The 19602-nt window shown below is 71.8% G+C and carries 20 protein-coding genes; 6 read left to right on the forward strand and 14 right to left on the reverse strand.

Annotated elements, in window-relative coordinates; translation table 11 throughout:
- Positions 1 to 100 precede the first annotated feature (100 nt).
- Together ACE1OA_RS08535 and ACE1OA_RS08540 are read right to left on the reverse strand one after the other, a co-directional pair.
- Positions 101 to 1429 (reverse strand): class I SAM-dependent RNA methyltransferase, encoded by a 1329-nt coding sequence (locus ACE1OA_RS08535; protein WP_384867637.1) that lies wholly within the window; start codon positions 1427 to 1429, stop codon positions 101 to 103.
- A gap of 85 nt (positions 1430 to 1514) precedes the next feature.
- On the reverse strand, positions 1515 to 3563 hold the full coding sequence (locus ACE1OA_RS08540; RefSeq protein WP_356604122.1) for an APC family permease: 2049 nt from the start codon (positions 3561 to 3563) through the stop codon (positions 1515 to 1517).
- A 234-nt stretch (positions 3564 to 3797) separates the two neighbouring features.
- Here ACE1OA_RS08540 and ACE1OA_RS08545 point away from each other — a divergent pair, with 234 nt between their 5' ends.
- Both ACE1OA_RS08545 and ACE1OA_RS08550 read left to right on the forward strand, forming a co-directional pair.
- The gene (locus ACE1OA_RS08545) at positions 3798 to 4466 is read left to right on the forward strand and encodes a potassium channel family protein (RefSeq protein ID WP_356604124.1); all 669 of its coding nucleotides are present in this window, start codon (positions 3798 to 3800) and stop codon (positions 4464 to 4466) included.
- Positions 4466 to 5149, forward strand: coding sequence for a potassium channel family protein (locus tag ACE1OA_RS08550; RefSeq protein ID WP_356604126.1), 684 nt, complete (start codon positions 4466 to 4468; stop codon positions 5147 to 5149). The genes ACE1OA_RS08545 and ACE1OA_RS08550 overlap by 1 nt, the downstream gene beginning before the upstream one ends.
- Before the next feature lie 159 nt (positions 5150 to 5308).
- Here ACE1OA_RS08550 and ACE1OA_RS08555 read toward each other — a convergent pair whose 3' ends face one another.
- The 4 genes from ACE1OA_RS08555 to ACE1OA_RS08570 form a co-directional block, all read right to left on the reverse strand.
- Complete coding sequence (locus ACE1OA_RS08555; protein WP_432752586.1) at positions 5309 to 6055, reverse strand: DUF3159 domain-containing protein; 747 nt, start codon at positions 6053 to 6055, stop codon at positions 5309 to 5311.
- 3 nt (positions 6056 to 6058) lie between these two features.
- The gene (locus ACE1OA_RS08560; RefSeq protein WP_356604130.1) at positions 6059 to 6457 is read right to left on the reverse strand and encodes an OB-fold nucleic acid binding domain-containing protein; all 399 of its coding nucleotides are present in this window, start codon (positions 6455 to 6457) and stop codon (positions 6059 to 6061) included.
- A 138-nt stretch (positions 6458 to 6595) separates the two neighbouring features.
- Complete coding sequence (locus ACE1OA_RS08565; RefSeq protein WP_356604132.1) at positions 6596 to 7282, reverse strand: response regulator; 687 nt, start codon at positions 7280 to 7282, stop codon at positions 6596 to 6598.
- Positions 7283 to 7336: 54 nt separating this feature from the next.
- Complete coding sequence (locus ACE1OA_RS08570; protein ID WP_384867640.1) at positions 7337 to 9886, reverse strand: ATP-binding protein; 2550 nt, start codon at positions 9884 to 9886, stop codon at positions 7337 to 7339.
- A gap of 228 nt (positions 9887 to 10114) precedes the next feature.
- Here ACE1OA_RS08570 and ACE1OA_RS08575 point away from each other — a divergent pair, with 228 nt between their 5' ends.
- Positions 10115 to 10507, forward strand: coding sequence for a YciI family protein (locus ACE1OA_RS08575; protein ID WP_432754048.1), 393 nt, complete (start codon positions 10115 to 10117; stop codon positions 10505 to 10507).
- On the forward strand, positions 10504 to 11760 hold the full coding sequence (locus ACE1OA_RS08580) for an RNA polymerase sigma factor (RefSeq protein WP_432752587.1): 1257 nt from the start codon (positions 10504 to 10506) through the stop codon (positions 11758 to 11760). Before ACE1OA_RS08575 ends, ACE1OA_RS08580 begins: the two co-directional genes overlap by 4 nt.
- A 140-nt stretch (positions 11761 to 11900) precedes the next feature.
- Here the strand turns inward: ACE1OA_RS08580 and ACE1OA_RS08585 are convergent, their stop codons facing one another.
- From ACE1OA_RS08585 to ACE1OA_RS08600, 4 genes are all read right to left on the reverse strand, one after another.
- Positions 11901 to 12569, reverse strand: a complete 669-nt coding sequence (locus ACE1OA_RS08585) for an ABC transporter ATP-binding protein (protein WP_432754049.1) — start codon at positions 12567 to 12569, stop codon at positions 11901 to 11903.
- A 231-nt stretch (positions 12570 to 12800) separates the two neighbouring features.
- Positions 12801 to 13571: a DUF3710 domain-containing protein gene (locus tag ACE1OA_RS08590; protein WP_356604138.1), complete on the reverse strand. Its 771-nt coding sequence runs from the start codon at positions 13569 to 13571 to the stop codon at positions 12801 to 12803.
- Position 13572: 1 nt separating this feature from the next.
- Positions 13573 to 14085, reverse strand: coding sequence for a dUTP diphosphatase (dut, locus tag ACE1OA_RS08595; protein WP_147976780.1), 513 nt, complete (start codon positions 14083 to 14085; stop codon positions 13573 to 13575).
- Positions 14085 to 14669 carry a PaaI family thioesterase gene (locus tag ACE1OA_RS08600; protein WP_356777358.1) on the reverse strand — a complete coding sequence of 195 codons (585 nt, stop codon included), beginning with the start codon at positions 14667 to 14669 and terminating at the stop codon, positions 14085 to 14087. Before ACE1OA_RS08600 ends, dut begins: the two co-directional genes overlap by 1 nt.
- 58 nt (positions 14670 to 14727) lie before the next feature.
- On the opposite strand from ACE1OA_RS08600, the gene ACE1OA_RS08605 reads away from it, so the two are divergent.
- Positions 14728 to 15234 (forward strand): DUF3093 domain-containing protein, encoded by a 507-nt coding sequence (locus ACE1OA_RS08605; protein WP_356604142.1) that lies wholly within the window; start codon positions 14728 to 14730, stop codon positions 15232 to 15234.
- A 135-nt stretch (positions 15235 to 15369) separates the two neighbouring features.
- Here ACE1OA_RS08605 and ACE1OA_RS08610 read toward each other — a convergent pair whose 3' ends face one another.
- The 4 genes from ACE1OA_RS08610 to ACE1OA_RS08625 all read right to left on the reverse strand — a co-directional run bounded on the left by ACE1OA_RS08610 (position 15370) and on the right by ACE1OA_RS08625 (position 18952).
- Positions 15370 to 16353 carry a hypothetical protein gene (locus ACE1OA_RS08610; RefSeq protein WP_356604144.1) on the reverse strand — a complete coding sequence of 328 codons (984 nt, stop codon included), beginning with the start codon at positions 16351 to 16353 and terminating at the stop codon, positions 15370 to 15372.
- A gap of 12 nt (positions 16354 to 16365) precedes the next feature.
- Entirely contained in the window at positions 16366 to 16662 is a 297-nt protein-coding gene (locus ACE1OA_RS08615; RefSeq protein WP_003955561.1) for a DUF4193 domain-containing protein, read from the reverse strand.
- Positions 16663 to 17057: 395 nt separating this feature from the next.
- A complete protein-coding gene (locus ACE1OA_RS08620; RefSeq protein WP_356604146.1) occupies positions 17058 to 18293 on the reverse strand; it encodes a sensor histidine kinase in 1236 nt (411 codons plus the stop codon).
- A gap of 5 nt (positions 18294 to 18298) precedes the next feature.
- Complete coding sequence (locus tag ACE1OA_RS08625; RefSeq protein WP_147976775.1) at positions 18299 to 18952, reverse strand: response regulator transcription factor; 654 nt, start codon at positions 18950 to 18952, stop codon at positions 18299 to 18301.
- A 449-nt stretch (positions 18953 to 19401) separates the two neighbouring features.
- Here ACE1OA_RS08625 and ACE1OA_RS08630 point away from each other — a divergent pair, with 449 nt between their 5' ends.
- Positions 19402 to 19575: a hypothetical protein gene (locus ACE1OA_RS08630; protein ID WP_187282579.1), complete on the forward strand. Its 174-nt coding sequence runs from the start codon at positions 19402 to 19404 to the stop codon at positions 19573 to 19575.
- Positions 19576 to 19602: the final 27 nt, after the last annotated feature.

A 19602-nucleotide genomic window follows, 5' to 3' on the forward strand; every position in this document is an offset into this window, starting at 1 on the left:
CGTTCGCGCGCCAAACGTGCGTCATGTGCGTTGAGCACGCGTCGAGATATCGCCCCTAAGGCATGCAACGCCCATAACGCACACTCGAAGAACCCTCAGGTCACGCGTCCTTCTTCAGCGGCTCCAGGATCGCCACGCACTCCACGTGGTGGGTCATCGGGAACAGGTCGAACGCGCGCAGCGTGCGGACCCGGTAGCCGCCCTCCTTGAAGTAGGCGAGGTCGCGGGCCAGGGCCGCCGGGTCGCAGGCGACGTAGGCGATGCGGCGGGCGCCGAGGCCCGCGAGGTGCTTGACCGTCTGCTTGCCGGCGCCGGCGCGCGGGGGGTCCAGGACGATGAGGTCGACGTCGGTGATGCCGGTGCGCGGCAGGACCGACTCGACCTTGCCCTGTTCGATGCGGACGCGCGGGAAGTCGGCCAGGTTGTGGCGGGCGTCCTCCACCGCGCGCTTGCCGGACTCGATGCCGAGGACCGCGCCCTGGTCGCCGACCCGGTCCGCGAGGGCGCCCGCGAAGAGGCCGACGCCGCAGTAGAGGTCGAGGGCGGTGTCGCCCTTGCGCGGGAGGAGGCCCTGCATGACGGCCTTCATGAGCGTGTCGGCGGCCTTCGGGTGGACCTGCCAGAAGCCGCCGCTGCCCACGCGGTGGGTGCGGTCGTCGGCGCGCTCGCGGACGAAGGCGCGGCCGTGGACGCGGTGGACGCCGCCGTCCTTCTCGTCCACGCGCATGACCGAAACGGGCTTGTCGAGCTCCACCAGGGGGAGGCGCGCGCCGGGGCGAGGGGTGAGGATCACCTGGCGGTCGCCGGAACCGGAGGCCGCGATCGCCTCGATGGAGGCCATGCCCTCCCAGTTCCGCTTCTCGATGCCGAGCTCGGAGACGCCCTCGGCCGCGATCATGCAGCGGTCGATCACCTCGACCTCGTGCGAGCGGTGACGGCGCAGGCCCGCGTGGCCCTCGGTGTCGACCGCGTACTGCACGCGGGTGCGCCACTGCGGGACCTCGCCCGCCGGGAGCTTGTCGCCCTCGGCCGGCATGACGGTGCCGTCCCAGCCGGCCTCCTCGGGGGTGAGCCCGGCGAGGCGCTGGAGCTGTTCGGCGATGACCTCGCCCTTGAGCCGGCGCTGGGCGCCGGGCTTGGCGTGCTGCCAGTCGCAGCCGCCGCACTTGCCCGGCCCGGCGAAGGGGCAGGGCGCCTCGACCCGGTCCTTGGAGGCTTCGAGGACGGTGACGGCGTCCGCCCGCAGGAAGCGGGAGGTCTCCTCGCCCTCGGTGACGCGGGCGACGATCCGCTCGCCCGGCAGGGCGTGGCGGACGAAGAGGACGCGGCCTTCCTCGGTGCGGGCGATGCAGTGGCCACCGTGTGCGACGGGGCCGACCTCGACCTCGTACTCCTCCCCGACGAGCGACGACTCAGATGCGTTCTGCATGACGGGGAGACTCCAGAGAATGAGAGAGGTGGGCTGCCGCAGCGGCAGCCCACCAGTCTACGTGCCCGTGAGGACGGATTCGTCCTCAGCTCTTGGCGGTCGGCTCCTTGGCCCGCTTCTCGACGGGGCCGCGGCGCACGGATCCCGGCGCGTTCCAGTCCTGGCGCTTCCTCGCCCGCTTCTTCGCGGCCTCGGAGGACTGGAGCTGGTAGGGCACCGAGGTCACCATGACGCCGGGGGTGAACAGCAGCCGGCCCTTGAGCCGCAGGGCGCTCTGGTTGTGCAGCAGGTGCTCGTACCAGTGACCGACGACGTACTCCGGGATGTACACGGAGACGGCGTCGCGCGGGCTCTCCCGGCGGATGCTCTTGACGTACTCGATGACCGGGCGGGTGATCTCGCGGTACGGCGAGTCGAGGATCTTGAGCGGGACGTTGATGCCGCGCCGCTCCCACTCCTCCTTGAGCGCCTTGGTCTCGGCCGGGTCGACGTTGACGCTCAGCGCCTCCAGCTCGTGGGCGTGCAGCAGCTTGGCGTAGGCGAGCGCCCGCAGCGTCGGCTTGTGCAGCTTGGAGACCAGGACGACGGAGCGGACCCGGGAGGGGCGGACGTACTCGTCCGGGCGTTCCTCGGCCGCCGCGATCTCCTCGGCCACACGGTCGTAGTGGCGGCGGATCGCCGTCATCGTCCCGTAGAAGATCACCATGCCGAGCAGCGCGACCCAGGCGCCGTGGGTGAACTTGGTGGCGAGGACGACGACCAGGACGAGGCCGGTGAAGAAGGCGCCGAAGGTGTTGATCGCACGGGAGCGGATCATGTGCCGGCGCTTGGCCTGGTCCTTCTCGCTCCGCAGGTGGCGGTTCCAGTGCCGCACCATGCCGATCTGGCTGAGGGTGAAGGAGACGAACACGCCGACGATGTAGAGCTGGATGAGCTTGGTCGAGTCGGCTCCGTAGAGCCACACGAGCAGCGCGGCGGCGCCGGCCAGCAGGACGATTCCGTTGGAGAACGCGAGGCGGTCGCCGCGGGTGTGCAGCTGCCGGGGCAGGTACCGGTCCTGGGCGAGGATCGAGCCGAGGAGCGGGAAGCCGTTGTACGCCGTGTTGGCGGCCAGGAAGAGGACGAGGGCCGTGGCCGCGGCGAGGACGACGAAGAGGAAGGTGCCGTCGCCGAAGACGGCGGCGGCCACCTGGGAGATGACCGGGTCCTGGACGTAACTCTCGCCGACCGGGACGCCGTTCAGCAGCAGGTCCTGGGCGGGCTTCTCGGCCATCCGCACGTCGGTGGCCATGGCCAGGAAGATGATGCCGCAGAACATGGTGACGGCCAGGCCGCCCATGAGGGCGAGGGTGGTGGCCGCGTTCCTCGACTTCGGCTTGCGGAAGGCGGGGACGCCGTTGGAGATCGCTTCGACGCCGGTGAGGGCGGCACAGCCGGAGGAGAAGGCGCGCAGCAGCAGGAAGACCAGCGCGAAGCCGGCGAGGCCCTGGTGCTCGGGCTTGATCTCGAAGTCCGCGGTGGGGGCCTGCATGGTGTCGCCGAGGACGATCCCCCGGTAGGCGCCCCAGGCGATCATGATGAAGACGCCGGCGACGAAGACGTACGTCGGGATGGCGAAGAGGCTGCCCGACTCCTTCACTCCGCGGAGGTTCATCAGGGTCAGCAGCACGATGACGGCGACCGCGCAGAGCACCTTGTGCTCGACGACGAAGGGGACGGCCGAGCCGAGGTTCTCGATGCCCGAGGAGATGGAGACGGCGACGGTCAGGACGTAGTCGACGAGCAGCGCGCTGGCGACGGTGAGTCCGGCCTTCGGGCCGAGGTTGGTGGTGGCGACCTCGTAGTCGCCGCCGCCGCTCGGGTAGGCGTGGACGTTCTGCCGGTACGAGGCGACGACGGTGAACATCAGGACGACGACGGCCAGCGCGATCCACGGGCTGAAGTGGTACGCCGACAGGCCCGCGATGGAGAGGACGAGCAGCACCTCGCCGGGTGCGTACGCCACCGAGGAGAGCGGGTCGGAGGCGAAGACGGGGAGCGCGATGCGCTTCGGGAGAAGTGTTTCCCCGAGCTTGTCGCTGCGCAGGGCCCGCCCGATGAGGATTCGTTTGGGCACGTCGGTCAGTTTGGGCACGCAGAGGATCGTAAGCGTTCGAAAACCGCCACGCCCACCGGCACCCCCGATCCGCACCGAATCTCCCTGCGTACCACCTCGGATGAGGTCGCGGTAGGCGTTGCCGCATAAGCTCGGAGCGGGCAGCACGGCAGGGCGTTGCCCGCCGTGGCCCGGGCCAGACGGGTGAGGAAAGTTGTGAGCAGGGTGTATTCGCAGGTCAGCAGGGCGATCAGGAGTGCGGGGTAAGGGGACGTGCACATCGTCATCATGGGCTGCGGGCGAGTGGGAGCCGCTCTCGCGCAGACCCTGGAACAGCAGGGCCACACCGTCGCGGTCGTCGACCAGGACCCGACGGCTTTCCGCCGTCTGGGCTCCGGCTTCGGCGGACGCCGCGTCACGGGCGTGGGCTTCGATCAGGACACGCTGCGCGAGGCGGGGATCGAGGAGGCCGGCGCCTTCGCCGCGGTGAGCAGCGGCGACAACTCCAACATCATCGCCGCGCGGGTCGCGCGCGAGATGTTCGGCATCGAGAACGTGGCCGCGCGGATCTACGACCCGCGGCGCGCCGAGGTCTACCAGCGGCTCGGCATCCCGACCGTGGCGACCGTCCGCTGGACCGCCGACCAGATGCTGCGGCGGCTGCTGCCGTCCGGCGCGGAGCCGCTGTGGAGCGACCCGAGCGGGGGCGTCCAGCTGGCCGAGGTGCACACCTCGCCCGCGTGGATCGGTCACAAGGTCAGCCGCCTGCAGGACGAGACGGGGGTGCGCGTGGCGTTCCTCACCCGGCTGGGCGAAGCGATTCTCCCGTCCTCGCAGACGGTGCTGCAGGAGGGCGACCTCGTGCACGTGATGATGCGTACGGACGAGATCGCGAAGGTCGAGGCGGCCTTCGCCGAGGGTCCTGAGGAGGGCGGTCACTGATGCGTGTCGCTATTGCGGGCGCGGGTGCGGTGGGCCGTTCCATCGCGGGCGAGCTCCTGGAGAACGGCCACGAGATCCTGCTGATCGACAAGGCGCCCACCGCCATCTCGGTGGAGCGGGTGCCGCAGGCGGAGTGGCTGCTCGCCGACGCCTGTGAGATCACGTCTCTGGACGAGGCGGCGCTGCAGCGCTGCAACGTGGTGATCGCGGCCACGGGTGACGACAAGGTGAACCTGGTCGTCTCGCTGCTGGCGAAGACCGAGTACGGCGTGCCGCGCGTGGTCGCCCGGGTGAACAACCCCAAGAACGAGTGGCTCTTCAACGAGTCCTGGGGTGTGGACGTCGCCGTCTCGACGCCGCGTCTGATGTCGGCCCTGGTGGAGGAGGCGGTGAGCGTCGGCGACCTGGTCCGGCTGCTGCGCTTCAGCCACGGCGACGCCAACCTGGTGGAGCTGACCCTGCCGCCGGAGTCCGCGGTCGCGGGGACGTCGGTGGGCGACGTGGCCTGGCCGCAGGACACCTCGCTGGTGACCATCATCCGCGGCTCCCGGGTGCTGACCCCGAGCCCGGAGGAGACGCTGGAGGCGGGCGACGAGCTGCTGTTCGTGGCCGCGCAGGCCCGCGAGGAGCAGCTGGAGGACCTGCTGTCGGTCCGCCGCGGCGAGGAGTCGTCAGCCGGCTGACGCGGGCGGAGGCCGGCCCCGGGCGGGGCCACGGCCACGGTCTCGGCGAGCGGCTCAGTCTCCGGGAAGAACGAAGGGGCTGTGCGGAAGCAGAATCGCTTCCGCACAGCCCCTTCGCCGTCACGGCCCCCGGCCGCGCCAGGGGTCACGAGCGGGCGGCTACGCCTCCGGGCGCTGCGCCGCCTCGGCCTTGCGGGCCTTCTCGGCCTCCTCCTCCGCCTCCAACTCGGCGAAGACGTCGATCGGCGGCGGCGCCTTGGCGAGGAAGACCCAGGTGAGGTAGACGGCCAGCAGGAAGGGCGGGATCTTCAGCGCGACCAGCACCCAGCCGAACTTGGTCGTGTCGGCCCACCAGTACATCGGGAAGAGGATCGCGCACTTGCCGAGCAGGATCAGGCCCCACGCCCAGCTCGCCTTGGCGTACGCCTTCTTGCGGCCCGGGTTGCGGGTGCGCCAGGAGAGGTTCTCCTTGAAGACCGGCCCGAGGATGAGACCGATGAGCGGCACGCCGGCGAGCGTGGTGATGATGTAGGCGAGGGCGAGGCCCAGCGTGTACAGCATGCCCGGCAGGTAGAAGTCCTTCGCGTTGCCGGTCATCATCGCGAAGACCACACCGAAGGCGACGCCGAAGACACCGCTGAAGGCGTGCTTCACGGTGTCCCGGCGGATCAGCCGGACCACGACGAGGGCCAGCGAGACCGCGAGCGCCGCGATCGCCGAGATGTGCAGGTCCTTGTTGATCGTGAAGATCGTCACGAACAGCAGGCCGGGCACGACTGTCTCGACCATGCCGCGCACGCCGCCGAAGGCCTCGAACAGCGCGGCCTCGGTGACCTCCTTCGAGGCCTGGGCGTCCTTGGCGTCCTGCGCCGCCTGATCGGTGGTCGGCTTGTCGAGGGACGTCACCGGCTACTCCTGTCCGAGCGGTCGGAGCTCGTATTTGGGATTGAAGAGGACCCGCCGGCCGTGGCTCATGGAGATCCGGCCGGAGGCGATGAGCTTGCGGCCCGGTTCGATGCCCACGATGGACCGCCTGCCCAGCCACACCACGTCCAGCGGGGCCGTGCCGTCGAACAGCTCGGCCTCCAGCGCGGGCACGCCGGCCCGCGGCCGCAGGGTGACCGTGCGCAAGGTACCAGTCACCTTGACCACCTGGCGGTCGGAACAGTCGGAGATACGCGTGCACCCCGACGCCTGGGCGTCCTCCTGGAGCTCTTCGGACTCCAGTTCCTCCTGGGAGGTGGACAGCCGGTCGAGCATCCGCCGGAAGCGCCCGGCCGGCTTCTCTGTACGCGGTGCAGCACTCATACAGAAAGCGTACCGGCCCCCCTCCCCCCGGGAACCGGCCGCTTCCCGGGGCTCTCCCGCCCTCGGGTCCGGTCTCGGTCCCGCCCCGGGACGGTCGCCGGACCGGTGGCCGGACGGGCCGCCGCCGCGGCGTTCGCATCAGCGCTCGAAGCGGTAGCCCATGCCCGGTTCGGTGACGAAGTGACGCGGGTGCGAGGGGTCGGCCTCCAGCTTGCGCCGCAGCTGGGCCATGTAGACGCGCAGGTAGTTCGTCTCGGTGCCGTACGAGGGCCCCCAGACCTCCTGGAGGAGCTGCTTCTGGCTGACCAGACGGCCGCTGTTGCGGACGAGGACCTCCAGCAGGTGCCACTCCGTGGGGGTGAGCCGGACGTCCCGCCCGTCGCGGTGGACCTTCTTGGCCGCGAGGTCGACGGTGAAGCCTGCCGTCTCGACGAGGACGACGCCGTCCTCGGCGCCGCCGACCGGTTCGGCCCGCCGCACGGCGGCACGCAGCCGGGCCAGCAGCTCGTCCATGCCGAAGGGCTTGGTGACGTAGTCGTCGGCGCCCGCGTCGAGCGCCTCGACCTTCTCGTCGGAGGTCTGCCGGGCCGAGAGCACCAGGATCGGCACCCGGGTCCAGCCACGCAGCCCCTTGATGACCTCGACCCCGTCGATGTCGGGCAGCCCCAGGTCGAGGACGACCACGTCGGGATGGCGCTCGGCGGCGAGCCGGAGGGCGGTCGCGCCGTCGGGCGCCGCGTCCACCTCGTACTTCCGCGCCTTGAGGTTGATCACCAGCGCGCGGACGATCTGCGGCTCGTCGTCGACGACGAGAACCCGGGTCATCGAAGCAGTCCTTCTCTCTGTGTGGCTCTCGGTGGGGCGGTGCGGGGGGGCGGGTCAGGGTGCGGCCCGGGCGGGCAGCTCCGGGGCGGCGGCCGGCGGCCGTCCGCGTACGGCCCTGAGGGTCAGGGTCATCGTCAGGCCCCCGCCCGGGGTGTCGTCGGCCGTGACGGTGCCCCCCATCGCCTCGACGAAGCCCCGGGCGACGGCGAGGCCGAGGCCGACGCCGGAGCCGCGCGGTGCGTCCCCGAAGCGCTGGAACGGCTCGAAGATGCCGTCCTTGTCCTCGTCGGGCACTCCCGGCCCGCGGTCCACGACCCGCAGTTCGACCCGGTCGCCCAGCACGCTGGCGGCGACGACGACCGGCACCTCGGGCGGGCTGTACTTGACGGCGTTCTCGACGATGTTGGCGACCGCCCGCTCCAGGAGTCCTTTGTCGACCTCGACCATCGGCAGGCTCTCGGGGACGTCCAGCTCCGCGCTGCCGTCCGGGACTCCGCCGAGCGCCATGGGCACGACCTCGTCCAGGTCGACGGCGCGGATCAGCGGGGTGACGGTGCCGGTCTGGAGGCGGGACATGTCGAGGAGGTTCCCCACGAGGTGGTCGAGCCGGTCGGAGCCGTCCTCGATGCCGGCCAGGAGCTCGGCCCGGTCCGCCTCGGACCATTCGACGTCGTCGGAACGCAGCGAGGAGACGGCGGCCTTGATCGCGGCGAGCGGGGTGCGCAGGTCGTGGCTGACGGCGGCCAGCAGCGAGGTGCGGATCTTGTTGCCCTCGGCGAGCTTCCGCGCCTCCTCGGCCTCTCCGACGAGTCGCTGCCGGTCGAGGACGACCGCGGCCTGCGCCGCGAAGGCGCCGAGCACCCGCCGGTCCTCGGCGGGCAGGGCCCGGCCGGTGAGGACGAGCGCCAGGTGCTCGCCCACGGGCATGTCCACGTCCGCGTCCTCGGGGCGGACGGCGGGCCGGGTGCCCACGCTCGCCGCGCAGGTCCACGGGTCGACGTCGCTCGCCCGTTCCAGCAGGGCGACCGACTCCATCGAGAAGGTCTCCCGGCCCCGCTCCAGGAGGGCCTCCAGGCTCGACTCCCCGCGCAGCACGCTGCCGGCGAGATAGGAGAGCACCTCGGACTCGGCGCGCAGGCGGGCGGCCTGGTGCGTGCGCCGGGCGGCGAGGTCGACCACCGAGGCCACCGACACGGCGACACCGAAGAAGACGGCGATGGCGACGATGTTCCTGGGGTCGGCGATCGTGATCCGGTGCACCGGCGGGGTGAAGAACCAGTTCAGCAGGAAGGAGCCGAAGATCACCGAGGCCAGGGCCGGCAGCAGCCCGCCCAGCAGTGCGGCGGCCACGGCGAGGCCCAGGAACAGCAGCATGTCGTTGGCCAGGCCGAGATCGGCGTCGACATGCGTGAGGAGGAGGCTGAGCAGCGCCGGACCGCCGACGCCGACGACCCAGCCCCAGATGATCCGGGGGCGGCCGAGGCGGGCGCCGCGGGTGACGGGCAGCCCGCGCCCCTTGGCGACCTCCTCGTGGGTGACGATGTGGACGTCGAGGTCGGGTCCCGACTCGCGGGCGACGGTCTGGCCGACGCCGGGGCCGAACACGTACTGCCAGGTCTTGCGGCGGCTGGAGCCGAGGACGATCTGGGTGGCGTTGACGCCCCGGGCGAACTCCAGCAGGCCCGAGGGGATGTCGTCGCCGATGACGTGGTGGAACGTTCCGCCGAGGTCCTCCGCAAGGGTGCGCTGCACCGCCAGCTCCTTGGGCGAGGCGGCCGTGAGCCCGTCGCTGCGCGCGATGTACACGGCGAGCACCTCACCGCCCGCGCCCTTCTCGGCGAGGCGGGCGGCGCGCCGGATGAGGGTGCGGCCCTCGGGACCGCCGGTGAGACCGACGACGATCCGCTCGCGGGCCTGCCAGGTGGAGCGGATGTTGTGCTCGCCCCGGTACTGCCGGAGGTACTCGTCGACCCGGTCGGCGGTCCACAGCAGGGCGAGTTCGCGCAGCGCGGTCAGGTTGCCGGGCCGGAAGTAGTTCGACAGCGAGGCGTCGATGCGGTCGGGTTTGTATATGTTCCCGTGCGCCATGCGGCGGCGCAGCGCCTCGGGCGACATGTCGACCAGCTCGATCTGGTCCGCGCGGCGGACGACCTCGTCGGGCACCGTCTCGCGCTGGCGCACCCCGGTGATCGACTCCACGACGTCGCCGAGTGACTCCAGGTGCTGGATGTTGACGGTCGATATGACGTCGACTCCGGCGGCGAGCAGCTCCTCGACGTCCTGCCAGCGCTTGCCGTTGCGGGAGCCGGGCACGTTCGTGTGGGCGAGTTCGTCCACGAGGGCGACGGCGGGCCGCCGGGCCAGCACCGCGTCCACGTCCATCTCGGTGAAGGCGGCGCCCCGGTGGGTCAGGGAGCGGCGCGGTACCTGCTCCAGCCCGTGCAGCATGACCTCGGTGCGCGGGCGGTCGTGGTGCTCGACGAAGGCGACGACGCAGTCCGTGCCGCGCTCGACGCGCCGGTGTCCCTCGGAGAGCATCGCGTACGTCTTGCCGACGCCCGGGGCAGCACCGAGGTAGATCCGTAGCTTGCCGCGTCCACCCATGGCTCGACCATACGTCCGGGGAATCGGACATTCTGTACGGGCGTGGGGTGCGTGGAGCCGTATTGACGGGATTCTGATGCGCGTGGACGCGGGGCCCGGGGAATCCCGCTGGATATTCTCGGCGGAAACCTCTCGCGGGTGTCGAAATCCCCGGGCCGGCTTCGACCTGTCCGTGCATCCGGGCCCTACGGGCCCCACGACAGACACGAGGAGCACACCGTGAAGTACATGCTGCTGATGCAGTTCAGCTCGCAGACGCTGGACGCGCCGGCGATCGGCGAGTGGCGGCCGGAGGAGATCCAGGCGCACATCGGGTTCATGAGGACCACGAACGAGAAGCTCGCCGCCGCCGGTGAGCTGGTCGACGCCCAGGGTCTGGCGATGCCGGACACCGCGAGGATCGTGCGGGCGGCGGGCGACGGGTCGCCGCTGGTCACCGAGGGTCCGTTCGCGGAGACCAAGGAGTTCCTGGCCGGCTGGTGGATCGTGGACGTGGAGACGCCGGAGCGGGCCGTCGCCATCGCGGCCGAGGTCTCGACCGCGCCCGGCCCGGGCGGGGCACCGCTGAACATGCCGATCGAGGTCCGCGAGGTCATGTCCGCGCCTCCGACGGAGCTGTGAGCACCGAGCACCGGATCGACGACCTGCTGCGCCCGCTGGCGCCGCAGGTCGTCGGCGTGCTCACGCGCCGGTACGGGGACTTCGACGCGGCCGAGGACGCGGTGCAGGAGGCGCTGGCCGACGCGGCGGCCCAGTGGCCGGAACAGGGGGTTCCGGGCAATCCGCGCGGCTGGCTGATCCAGGTGGCCGCGCGCCGGATGGCCGATCTGGTCCGCGCCGAGCAGGCGCGTCGGCGCCGGGAGGACCGGGCGGCCGGTCTGGAGCCGGCGGACCGGTGGGCCGCGCCCGCGGCGGACGCGGACGACGCGGCGGGCCGGGACGACACCCTCACGCTGCTCTTCCTGTGCTGCCATCCGGCGCTCTCGCGGGCGTCCGCCGTCGCCCTCACGCTGCGGTCGGTGGGCGGGCTGACCACCGGCGAGATCGCGCGGGCCTTCCTGGTGCCGGAGGCGACCATGGGCCAGCGGATCTCCCGGGCGAAGCAGCGGATCAAGTCGTCCGGCGTGCCGTTCGGCATGCCGGAGGAGAAGGACCGGGCGGCGCGGCTCGCGGCCGTCCTGCACGTCCTGTACCTGATCTTCAACGAGGGGTACGCGACGAGCGACGGGGCCGAACTGCGCCGGGTGGAGCTGTCGGCCGAGGCGATCCGGCTGACGCGCACCGTGCACGCGACGCTGCCCGACGACAGCGAGGTCGCGGGCCTGCTGGCGTTGATGCTGCTCACCAACGCACGGGGCGCGGCCCGCACGGGCCCCTCCGGCGAGCTGATCCCGCTCGCGGACCAGGACCGCTCGCGGTGGGACGCGGCGGCGATCGCCGAGGGCGTGGCCCTGGTCACCGCCGCGTTGCCCCGGGGGCCGGTGGGGCCCTACCAGGTGCAGGCCGCGATCGCGGCGGTGCACGACGAGGCGCCGACGGCGCGGGAGACGGACTGGCCGCAGATCCTGGCGCTCTACGGGGTCCTGGAGCAGGTCTCGCCCAGCCCGGTCGTGTCCCTCAACCGCGCGGTCGCGGTGGCGATGGTCCACGGCCCGGCCGCGGGCCTGGAGATCGTGGACGAGCTGACCGGGCGGGGCGAGCTGAAGGACCACTACCGGGTCCATGTGGTGCGTGCCCATCTGCTGGAGCGCGCGGGGGAACCGGAGGCGGCCCGGCAGGAGTACCTGCGTGCGGCGGCCCGCACGGCGAGCGTGCCGGAACACCACTACCTGACGCTGCGGGCGTCGGCACTGGGGACACGGCAGGGTCCCTGAGGTCGTGCGGCCCCCTGAGGCCCGTGCCGGTGCGCACCCCCTCCTGCGGGCCGGAGGCCCGGGGGGCCCGGGGGGCCTGGGAGCCCCGGGGGGCCGGGGGCCAGGGGCCCGGGGGCCTGGGAGCCCCGGGCTCACGGACCCTAGTGCTCGATGATCTCGCCGTCGCCGAGTTCGAGGACCCGGTCCGCCAGGCCCAGCAGCTGCGGGTCGTGGGTGGCCACCAGCGCCGTGACGCCCTCGCTGCGCACCACGGCGCGCAGCAGCTCCATCACCGCGAGTCCGGTCTCCGCGTCCAGCTGGCCCGTCGGCTCGTCGGCGATCAGCAGGGCCGGCCTGTTGGCGAGGGCGCGGGCGATGGCGACGCGCTGCTGCTGGCCGCCGGACAGCTCGCCGGGCCGCTGGGCCGCGTGGTCAGCGAGGCCCACCAGGGCGAGCAGCAGGGCGACCCGCTCCTCACGCTCCCTGGGATCGGCCTTCCGCAGGCGCAGCGGGACGCCCACGTTCTCGGCGGCCGTCAGGATGGGGATGAGACCGAAGGACTGGAAGATGAAGCCGATGCGGTCCCGGCGGAGCTCCAGGAGGCCGTTCTCGCCCAGCTCGGCGAGGTCCGTGCCGCCGATGGTGATCCGCCCGTCGTCCGGGGTGTCCAGGCCGCCGACCAGGTTGAGCAGGGTCGTCTTGCCGGAACCGGAGCGGCCCTTGAGGGCGACGAGCTCGCCGCGCGGGATGTCGAAGGAGACCCCGCGCAGGGCGTGGACGGCCGCCGCGCCGGTGCCGTACGACCGGTGCAGGTTCCGGACGCGCACCATGGGGCCGCCGGACGGGTCCTCGGCCACCGCTGTACCGGACCGCGCGCTGCTCTCACTCACCCTGGGCTCCCCCCGTCGTCGGACACGTGCGCCCGTCAGTATGTGCCGCCGGGGCGCCCGCGGGCCAGACTCGGAGGGGCGAAGATCCACGGAACGCCGGTGGGCCGGTCCCCGTACACGTGTACGGGGACCGGCCCACCTTTCATGCGGAGGTCCGTGCGGCGACCGGGGTCAGCGGACCTCGGTGATCTCGGGACCGCGCTGGAGCTGGCCCATGCCGCCGGAGAAGCGCGAGCCCTCCTGCTCCTCCTGCTGGACGCCCTCGGGCACCATCTGCGCGTCGTTCGGCAGCTTGAGGACGATCGGGTCGCGGGGGGCCATCGGCCCCTCGCCCCGGACCACCACGGTGTCCCGGACGATCTGCTCCAGGAGGCCGGCCGCCTCGGGCTGCACCGCGCCCTGGCCGGAGATCACTCCGCGCAGGAACCAGCGGGGCCCGTCGACGCCCACGAAACGCACCAGCTGCACGCCGCCGGTGCCGTCCGGCAGCTGTACGGGGACCTGGGCCCGAAGCTCCCAGCCCAGCGGGCCCTCGACCTCGTCGATGACACCGCCCTGCTGGGTGATGCCGGAGGCGATCTCCTCGCGGACCTCGCCCCAGATGCCTTCCTTCTTCGGCGCGGCGAACGCCTGCAGCTGCACGGCGCTGTCACGCAGCACGACGGTGGCCGCGACGATCGCGTCGCCCGCCACCTCGACCCGCAGCTCCATGCCCTCGACTCCGGGCACGAAGATGCCGCCCAGGTCCACCCGGCCGTCCTCCGGCTTGGAGACCTCGGAGATGTCCCACGGTCCGTCGGGCCGGGGAGCCGGCGGAAGGTTCACCCGGCGCCGGGCGCCGGCCGTGTCGTCGGTGTCGAGCTCGTCGACGACCTGCTCGGCCTCGCCCGCTGCGTCCGCCACGTCCCCAGCGGAACCACTCTTCTTGCGACGTCCGAACACGTCACTGTCCTTCCCGGTCGGATACGACCGAAGCGTATCGATTCCCACCCGATGTGCCGTCCACGGCGGCATGCCCGCCGGTGGACCCGAAGCCCCCCTCGGCCCGCGCCGAGCCGGGAAGCTCCGCCACCTCGTGGAAGCGCACCTTCTCGACCTGCTGGACGACAAGTTGGGCAATCCTGTCGAATCGTTCGAACCGCACGCTCTCGCGCGGGTCGAGATTGACCACGATCACCTTGATCTCTCCACGGTACCCGGCATCCACCGTCCCCGGGGCATTCACGAGGGCCACTCCGCAGCGGGCGGCCAGGCCCGAGCGGGGGTGCACGAAGGCGGCGTAGCCGTCGGGCAGCGCGATGGAGACCCCGGTGGGGAGCACGGCCCGCTCACCGGGGGCCAGGACGGCCGCCTCGGTGGTCACGAGGTCGGCCCCGGCGTCCCCGGGATGCCCGTAGGACGGGAGCGGTACGTCCGGGTCCACGCGCCGGATGAGTACGTCGACGGGGTTGCGCATCAGGGGTTCACCTCGAAGGCGCGGGCGCGCCTGACCTGGTCGGGGTCGGACATGGCGGCCTGGATCTCCTCCGGCCGGCCGTTGTCGATGAAGTGGTCGACCTTGACCTCTATGAAGAGGGCGTCGGCACGGACGGCGACGGGGCCCTCGGGCCCGCCGATCCGGCCGGTCGCGGTCGAGTAGATCTTGCGCCCGTGCACGGCGGTGACCGCGGCCTCCAGATGCAGGACGGTGCCCACCGGCACGGGCCGGACGAAGTCGGTCTCCAGGCGTCCGGTGACGGCGATGACCCGCAGCAGCCAGTTCAGGGAACCGAGGGTCTCGTCGAGCGCGGTGGCGAGGACGCCGCCGTGCGCGAGGCCGGGGGCGCCCTGGTGGTCGGGGGTCACCGTGAACTCGGCGGTGACGGTCACGCCCTCGCCGGCGCGGGCCGCGAGGTGGAGTCCGTGGGGCTGCCCGCCGCCGCACCCGAAGCAGTGCTCGTAGTGCGCGCCGAGCAGCTCGCCGGGGGCGGGCGCGTCGGGGTGGCGTACCGGCGGTATGGCGTCGGCCGGCGGGGTGAGGGCGGCAGATGTTGCAGTCACAGGCGCAGACCTTACCCGCGCGGGTAGGGCCTGGTCGCGCCGTGCCAAGCTTGGAGGCATGCAGCCTTCCGCACCGTCCTCCGCGCCGCGCTTCGACGAACGACTGACCGCCCCCCGTTCGTGGTGGGTGATCGTGGCGCTGCTGGGCCTGTCCGGCGGTCTGGTGACGTTCCCGCTGGGCACGATCCCGATGCTCGCCGGCCTGATCGCCGCGACGGCCGCGGCGGCCGTCGTGGTCTCCTCGTACGGCTCCGCCCGCATCCGTGTGGTGGCGGGGTCGCTGGTCGCCGGCGACGCGCGGATCCCGGTCTCCGCGCTGGGGACGCCCGAGGTGCTGGACGCGGAGGAGGCGCGCGCCTGGCGCAGCTTCAAGGCCGATCCGCGCGCGTTCATGCTGCTGCGGAGCTACGTCCCGACCGCGCTCCGTGTCGAGGTCACCGATCCGGCGGACCCGACGCCGTACGTCTACCTCTCGACCCGGGACCCGCAGGGTCTGGCGGCGGCCCTGGAGGCGGCCGGCGCGGAGGCGGCGGGAGACGCGAGCGCGAGGTCCGCGGAGGCGTAGGGCCCGCCCTTCGGAGCGGCGTCCGGGCGGTCGGCCGCCGGGCGGGACGGCCGGCTGTGCGGCGGAACGGCCGGCGGTCGCTCCGCCCCTGACCGTGTCGTCCGGCAGGCCTGGGTCCTGTCCGGGTGACAGGGCCTAGAAGCCGATCTCCTTGGGGTTCTTCGGCTGCTCCAGCGGGGGCAGGCCGCCGAGGGCCTCCCAGGGGACCTGGCGCTTGCGCAGGTCCTTGCGGATGTGTCCCGCGAGCTTCTTGGTGTCGCGCCGGTTCATCACGGCGCCGACGGCGGCGCCGACCATGAACGGCATGAGGTTGGGCAGGTTGCGCACCATGCGCTTCATGATCTGCTGCCGCAGTTCGCGCTTGAGCTGCCCGCCGAGCGCCGCGTTGACGGTGGTCGGCCGGGTGGGGTCGATCCCCCGCTCCTCGGCCCACGACGTCAGATAGGCCGTCGAGCGCTGGGTGAGCGACCCGGGCGGCCGGAGGCCGTAGACCTCGTGCAGTTCGGCGATGAGCTTCAGCTCGATGGCCGCGACGCCCGTGATCTCCGCGGCCAGCTCGGCCGGCATCGCGGGGGGTACGGGCAGCATGGCGGCGGCGCCGATGCCGGCACCGACGGTGGAGCTGGCGTTGGCGGCGCCGGCCACGAGCTTGTCGGCGATCTGCTCGGGGCCGAGCCCCGGGAAGTGCTTGCGCAGGGTCGCCAGGTCGCGCACGGGAATGCGCGGAGCCAGCTCGATCAGCCGGTCGGCGAGATAGCCGATACCGGCCTTGGCGCTCTCGCCGCCGCGCTTCACGCCGCGCCTGACCGCGTCCATCCGGGCACGGTCGAGTCCGAGCCGGTCCAGCTGGGCGCGCGCCGGGTCGGCGGCCCGCCTGACGGCGCCGAGACGGCCGCCACGCGGTGTCTCCCGCTCGACCGGATCCGGCGTCGTGGCCGCTTCGAGCGAGGCCGAGGGGCCCCGCTCGTCGTCACGTACGCCGAGGACGGGCAGGAAGGCGGTCTGCTCGGCTTCGGGAGCCTCCTGGGCACCCTCGGCCGGGCCGGAGCCGCCCTGGTGCGCCTCCGGCCTCCCAGGGAGGCGGAAGCGCCGCTTCCGAGACGGTGTGTCGCCTGCCACGGCCGACCGGTCTCAGTCGCAGTCGCGGCAGATCGGCTGACCGTTCTTCTCGCGCGCCAGCTGGCTGCGGTGGTGCACGAGGAAGCAGCTCATGCAGGTGAACTCGTCGGCCTGCTTCGGCAGGACCCGGACGGCGAGCTCTTCGTTGGACAGGTCCGCGCCGGGAAGCTCCAGGCCCTCTGCGGCCTCGAACTCGTCGACGTCGACCGTCGAGGTCGACTTGTCGTTCCGGCGGGCCTTCAGTTCCTCAAGGCTGTCCGAATCGACGTCGTCGTCGGTCTTGCGTGGGGTGTCGTAATCCGTTGCCATGTCGCTCTCCCCCTCTGGGTGGTTGCGGTGTCTCCAGCGCACGTAACGCGTGAGAGGCCGGACTTGTGCCCGACCCGAGGCGGAGATTTTGCCTCACATCAAGGTCTGTTACTCAATCGACACCCAACCCGCCCTCTCACGAGTGATCGGCTTTGGGTGGCGAACGGGACCGTACACGGTCCACCTGCCGTCCCTCACGGGTGCCACCCCGTGTACTTCCCGTCATCCAGGGCCCCGGAAACCCGTACTTTTCCCGGTTTTCCACTGAAATTCTCGATCACGGAGAGTAGAGAGTCGGGTGCTCGCTCCTGTGATCGATCACACAGGTGCGTCTCAGGAACGGGCTCCGAAAATTCCGCGCAAAGCGAACGGAACCGGCTGGTACCCGAAGTGTGTCAGATCGGAAGAGTGACACGCATCACGAGACCGCCGCCTTCGCGGGGCTCCGCGATGATACGGCCGCCGTGGGCGCGCGCGACGGACCGGGCGATCGACAGGCCGAGACCGACGCCCTTGTCGCTCCCCGTACGCTCCGTCCGCAGCCGTCTGAACGGCTCGAAGAGGTTGTCGACCTCGTACGCGGGAACCACGGGACCCGTGTTCGAGACCACCATGACCGCCTGTCCGTGGTCCACCGCCGTGGTGACCTCCACCCAGCCCTCCTCCGCCACGTTGTAGCGCACGCCGTTCTGCACCAGGTTCAGGGCGATCCGCTCCAGCAGGACGCCGTTCCCCTGCACCACGGCGGGCTCCCGCCCGCCGCGGATCTCGACGCCCTTGGCCTCGGCCTCCGCGTGCGCCTGGTCGATGGCGCGCGAGGCGACCTCGGCGAGGTCCACCGGTTTGCGCTCGATGATCTCGTTGTCGCTGCGGGCCAGCAGCAGCAGGCCCTCCACGAGCTGCTCGCTGCGCTCGTTGGTGGCCAGCAGCGTCTTGCCGAGCTGCTGGAGCTCCACGGGCACCCCGGGGTCGGAGAGGTGGACCTCCAGGAGCGTGCGGTTGATCGCCAGCGGCGTGCGCAGCTCGTGCGAGGCGTTGGCGACGAACCGCTGCTGTGCGGTGAAGGCCCGTTCCAGCCGGTCCAGCATGTCGTCGAAGGTGTCGGCGAGCTCCTTGAGCTCGTCGTCGGGGCCGTCCAGCTTGATCCGCCGGGTCAGGTCGGATCCGGCCACCTGGCGGGCGGTCCGGGTGATCCGGCCGAGCGGGGAGAGCACCCGGCCGGCCATGGCGTAGCCGAAGGCGAAGGCGATGATGCTCAGGCCCAGCAGCGCGAACAGCGAGCGCCGCAGGAGGTCGTCGAGGGCCACGTCGCGCTGATGCTGGAAGCAGGCCGTGACGGCGCGGTTGAAGTCGTCCACATTGCCCTGCTCGGGCAGGACGCACCCGGAGGTGGTGGGCAGCACCTTGCCTTCGACGATCTTGAAGGGCAGATCGGCGACGGTGACGTTCAGCGCGTTGGCGGTGAGCAGGTAGATGATCGACAGCAGCAGGATGCCCGCGATCAGGAACATGCCGCCGTACAGCAGCGTGAGCCGTATGCGGATCGTCGGACGCAGCAGCGGCCGGACCGGGTCCCGGGGGTCCCAGGTCGGCTTGGGGGGCGCCTGGGGCGGCGCAGGGGTCGTGGTCACGGTGGTCAGATCCGGTAGCCGGAGCCGGGCACCGTGACGATGACGGGCGGCTCCCCGAGCTTGCGCCGCAGGGTCATCACCGTGACCCGCACGACGTTGGTGAACGGGTCGGTGTTCTCGTCCCAGGCCTTCTCCAGCAGCTGCTCGGCCGAGACGACGGCTCCCTCGCTGCGCATCAGCACCTCCAGGACGGCGAACTCCTTCGGGGCGAGCTGCACCTCCCGGCCGTCGCGCAGGACCTCGCGGCGGTTCGGGTCGAGCTTGATCCCGGCGCGCTCCAGGACGGGCGGCAGCGGCACCGTGGTGCGCCGGCCGAGCGCCCGCACCCGCGCGGTCAGCTCGGTGAACGCGAAGGGCTTCGGCAGGTAGTCGTCCGCGCCGAGCTCCAGACCCTCCACGCGCTCGCTGACGTCGGCGGAGGCGGTGAGCATCAGGACGCGCGTGGGCATCCCGAGCTCGACGATCTTGCGGCAGACGTCGTCGCCGTGGACGAGCGGGAGATCGCGGTCGAGGACGACCACGTCGTAGTCGTTCACCCCGATGCGTTCGAGGGCCGCGGCGCCGTCGTACACGACGTCGACGGCCAGTGCCTCCCGGCGCAGTCCGGTGGCCACCGCATCGGCGAGCAGCTGCTCGTCCTCGACGACGAGTACACGCACGTCGCATTTCCTTCCCGAGTGCCCTGGTCATGGACGCGAAGAGCGCGGACCGGGCGGTTTCTGAGCACTGACTGTGCGTGTCCATCCTGCCCCGAACGCGCGTAAACCGGCTGTAAGACGGGCTGCGGCCGCCCCTGCCCGGGGTGGGTGCGGGGCCGCTCCCGGGTCCGCTTCGGGTGTCCCCCGGGGTCCGCCGCGCGGGCGGGACGTTCCGGACGGGACCGAGGGGCGTGCGCCGGAGGCGGGCAGGGGCGCGCCGAGAATTCACCTGATTCACGGGCCAGTTGAGGTTTCTGTGAGGAAGGGCGTGGGGAGGACGACTGCACACCCCGTGATCACGCCCTGTATGTGGCACGCCACAAGCCGTTCTGTCCCCCAGAGGTTGCAGCGTGTGATCCACCCACCCTCGGCACACCCCGTGCCACCGACCCATGACGAGGGGGCGCACGATGGACGCTTTCACCGCAGGACTGCTGCAGCGCATTAGGACGGCGCAGACCGACCTCACACGGGCTCGCGAGACGGGCGACGACTTCCTCGCGGACGTCGAGCAGGCTGAGCTCGAAGACCTGCATCGCCTGGCCGCCGAACACGGCGTGGAGATCGGCGCGACCTGCGCCTGACCGACCCCACCGACGTGAAGGGGCCCC

The organism is Streptomyces sp. JL2001 (assembly GCF_050917515.1).
Taxonomy (GTDB): Bacteria; Actinomycetota; Actinomycetes; order Streptomycetales; family Streptomycetaceae; genus Streptomyces.

Excerpts from the sequence above, each read along its gene's own strand:
- ACE1OA_RS08575 (WP_432754048.1), top strand. The coding sequence starts at position 10,115 with ATGCTGCTGATGCAGTTCAGCTCGCAGACGCTGGACGCGCCGGCGATC.
- ACE1OA_RS08585 (WP_432754049.1), bottom strand. The coding sequence starts at position 12,569 with ATGGTGCGCGTCCGGAACCTGCACCGGTCGTACGGCACCGGCGCGGCG.
- ACE1OA_RS08550 (WP_356604126.1), top strand. The coding sequence starts at position 4,466 with ATGCGTGTCGCTATTGCGGGCGCGGGTGCGGTGGGCCGTTCCATCGCG.
- ACE1OA_RS08615 (WP_003955561.1), bottom strand. The coding sequence starts at position 16,662 with ATGGCAACGGATTACGACACCCCACGCAAGACCGACGACGACGTCGAT.
- ACE1OA_RS08630 (WP_187282579.1), top strand. The coding sequence starts at position 19,402 with ATGGACGCTTTCACCGCAGGACTGCTGCAGCGCATTAGGACGGCGCAG.
- dut (WP_147976780.1), bottom strand. The coding sequence starts at position 14,085 with ATGCGCAACCCCGTCGACGTACTCATCCGGCGCGTGGACCCGGACGTA.
- ACE1OA_RS08560 (WP_356604130.1), bottom strand. The coding sequence starts at position 6,457 with ATGAGTGCTGCACCGCGTACAGAGAAGCCGGCCGGGCGCTTCCGGCGG.
- ACE1OA_RS08565 (WP_356604132.1), bottom strand. The coding sequence starts at position 7,282 with ATGACCCGGGTTCTCGTCGTCGACGACGAGCCGCAGATCGTCCGCGCG.
- ACE1OA_RS08535 (WP_384867637.1), bottom strand. The coding sequence starts at position 1,429 with ATGCAGAACGCATCTGAGTCGTCGCTCGTCGGGGAGGAGTACGAGGTC.
- ACE1OA_RS08570 (WP_384867640.1), bottom strand. The coding sequence starts at position 9,886 with ATGGGTGGACGCGGCAAGCTACGGATCTACCTCGGTGCTGCCCCGGGC.
- ACE1OA_RS08605 (WP_356604142.1), top strand. The coding sequence starts at position 14,728 with ATGCAGCCTTCCGCACCGTCCTCCGCGCCGCGCTTCGACGAACGACTG.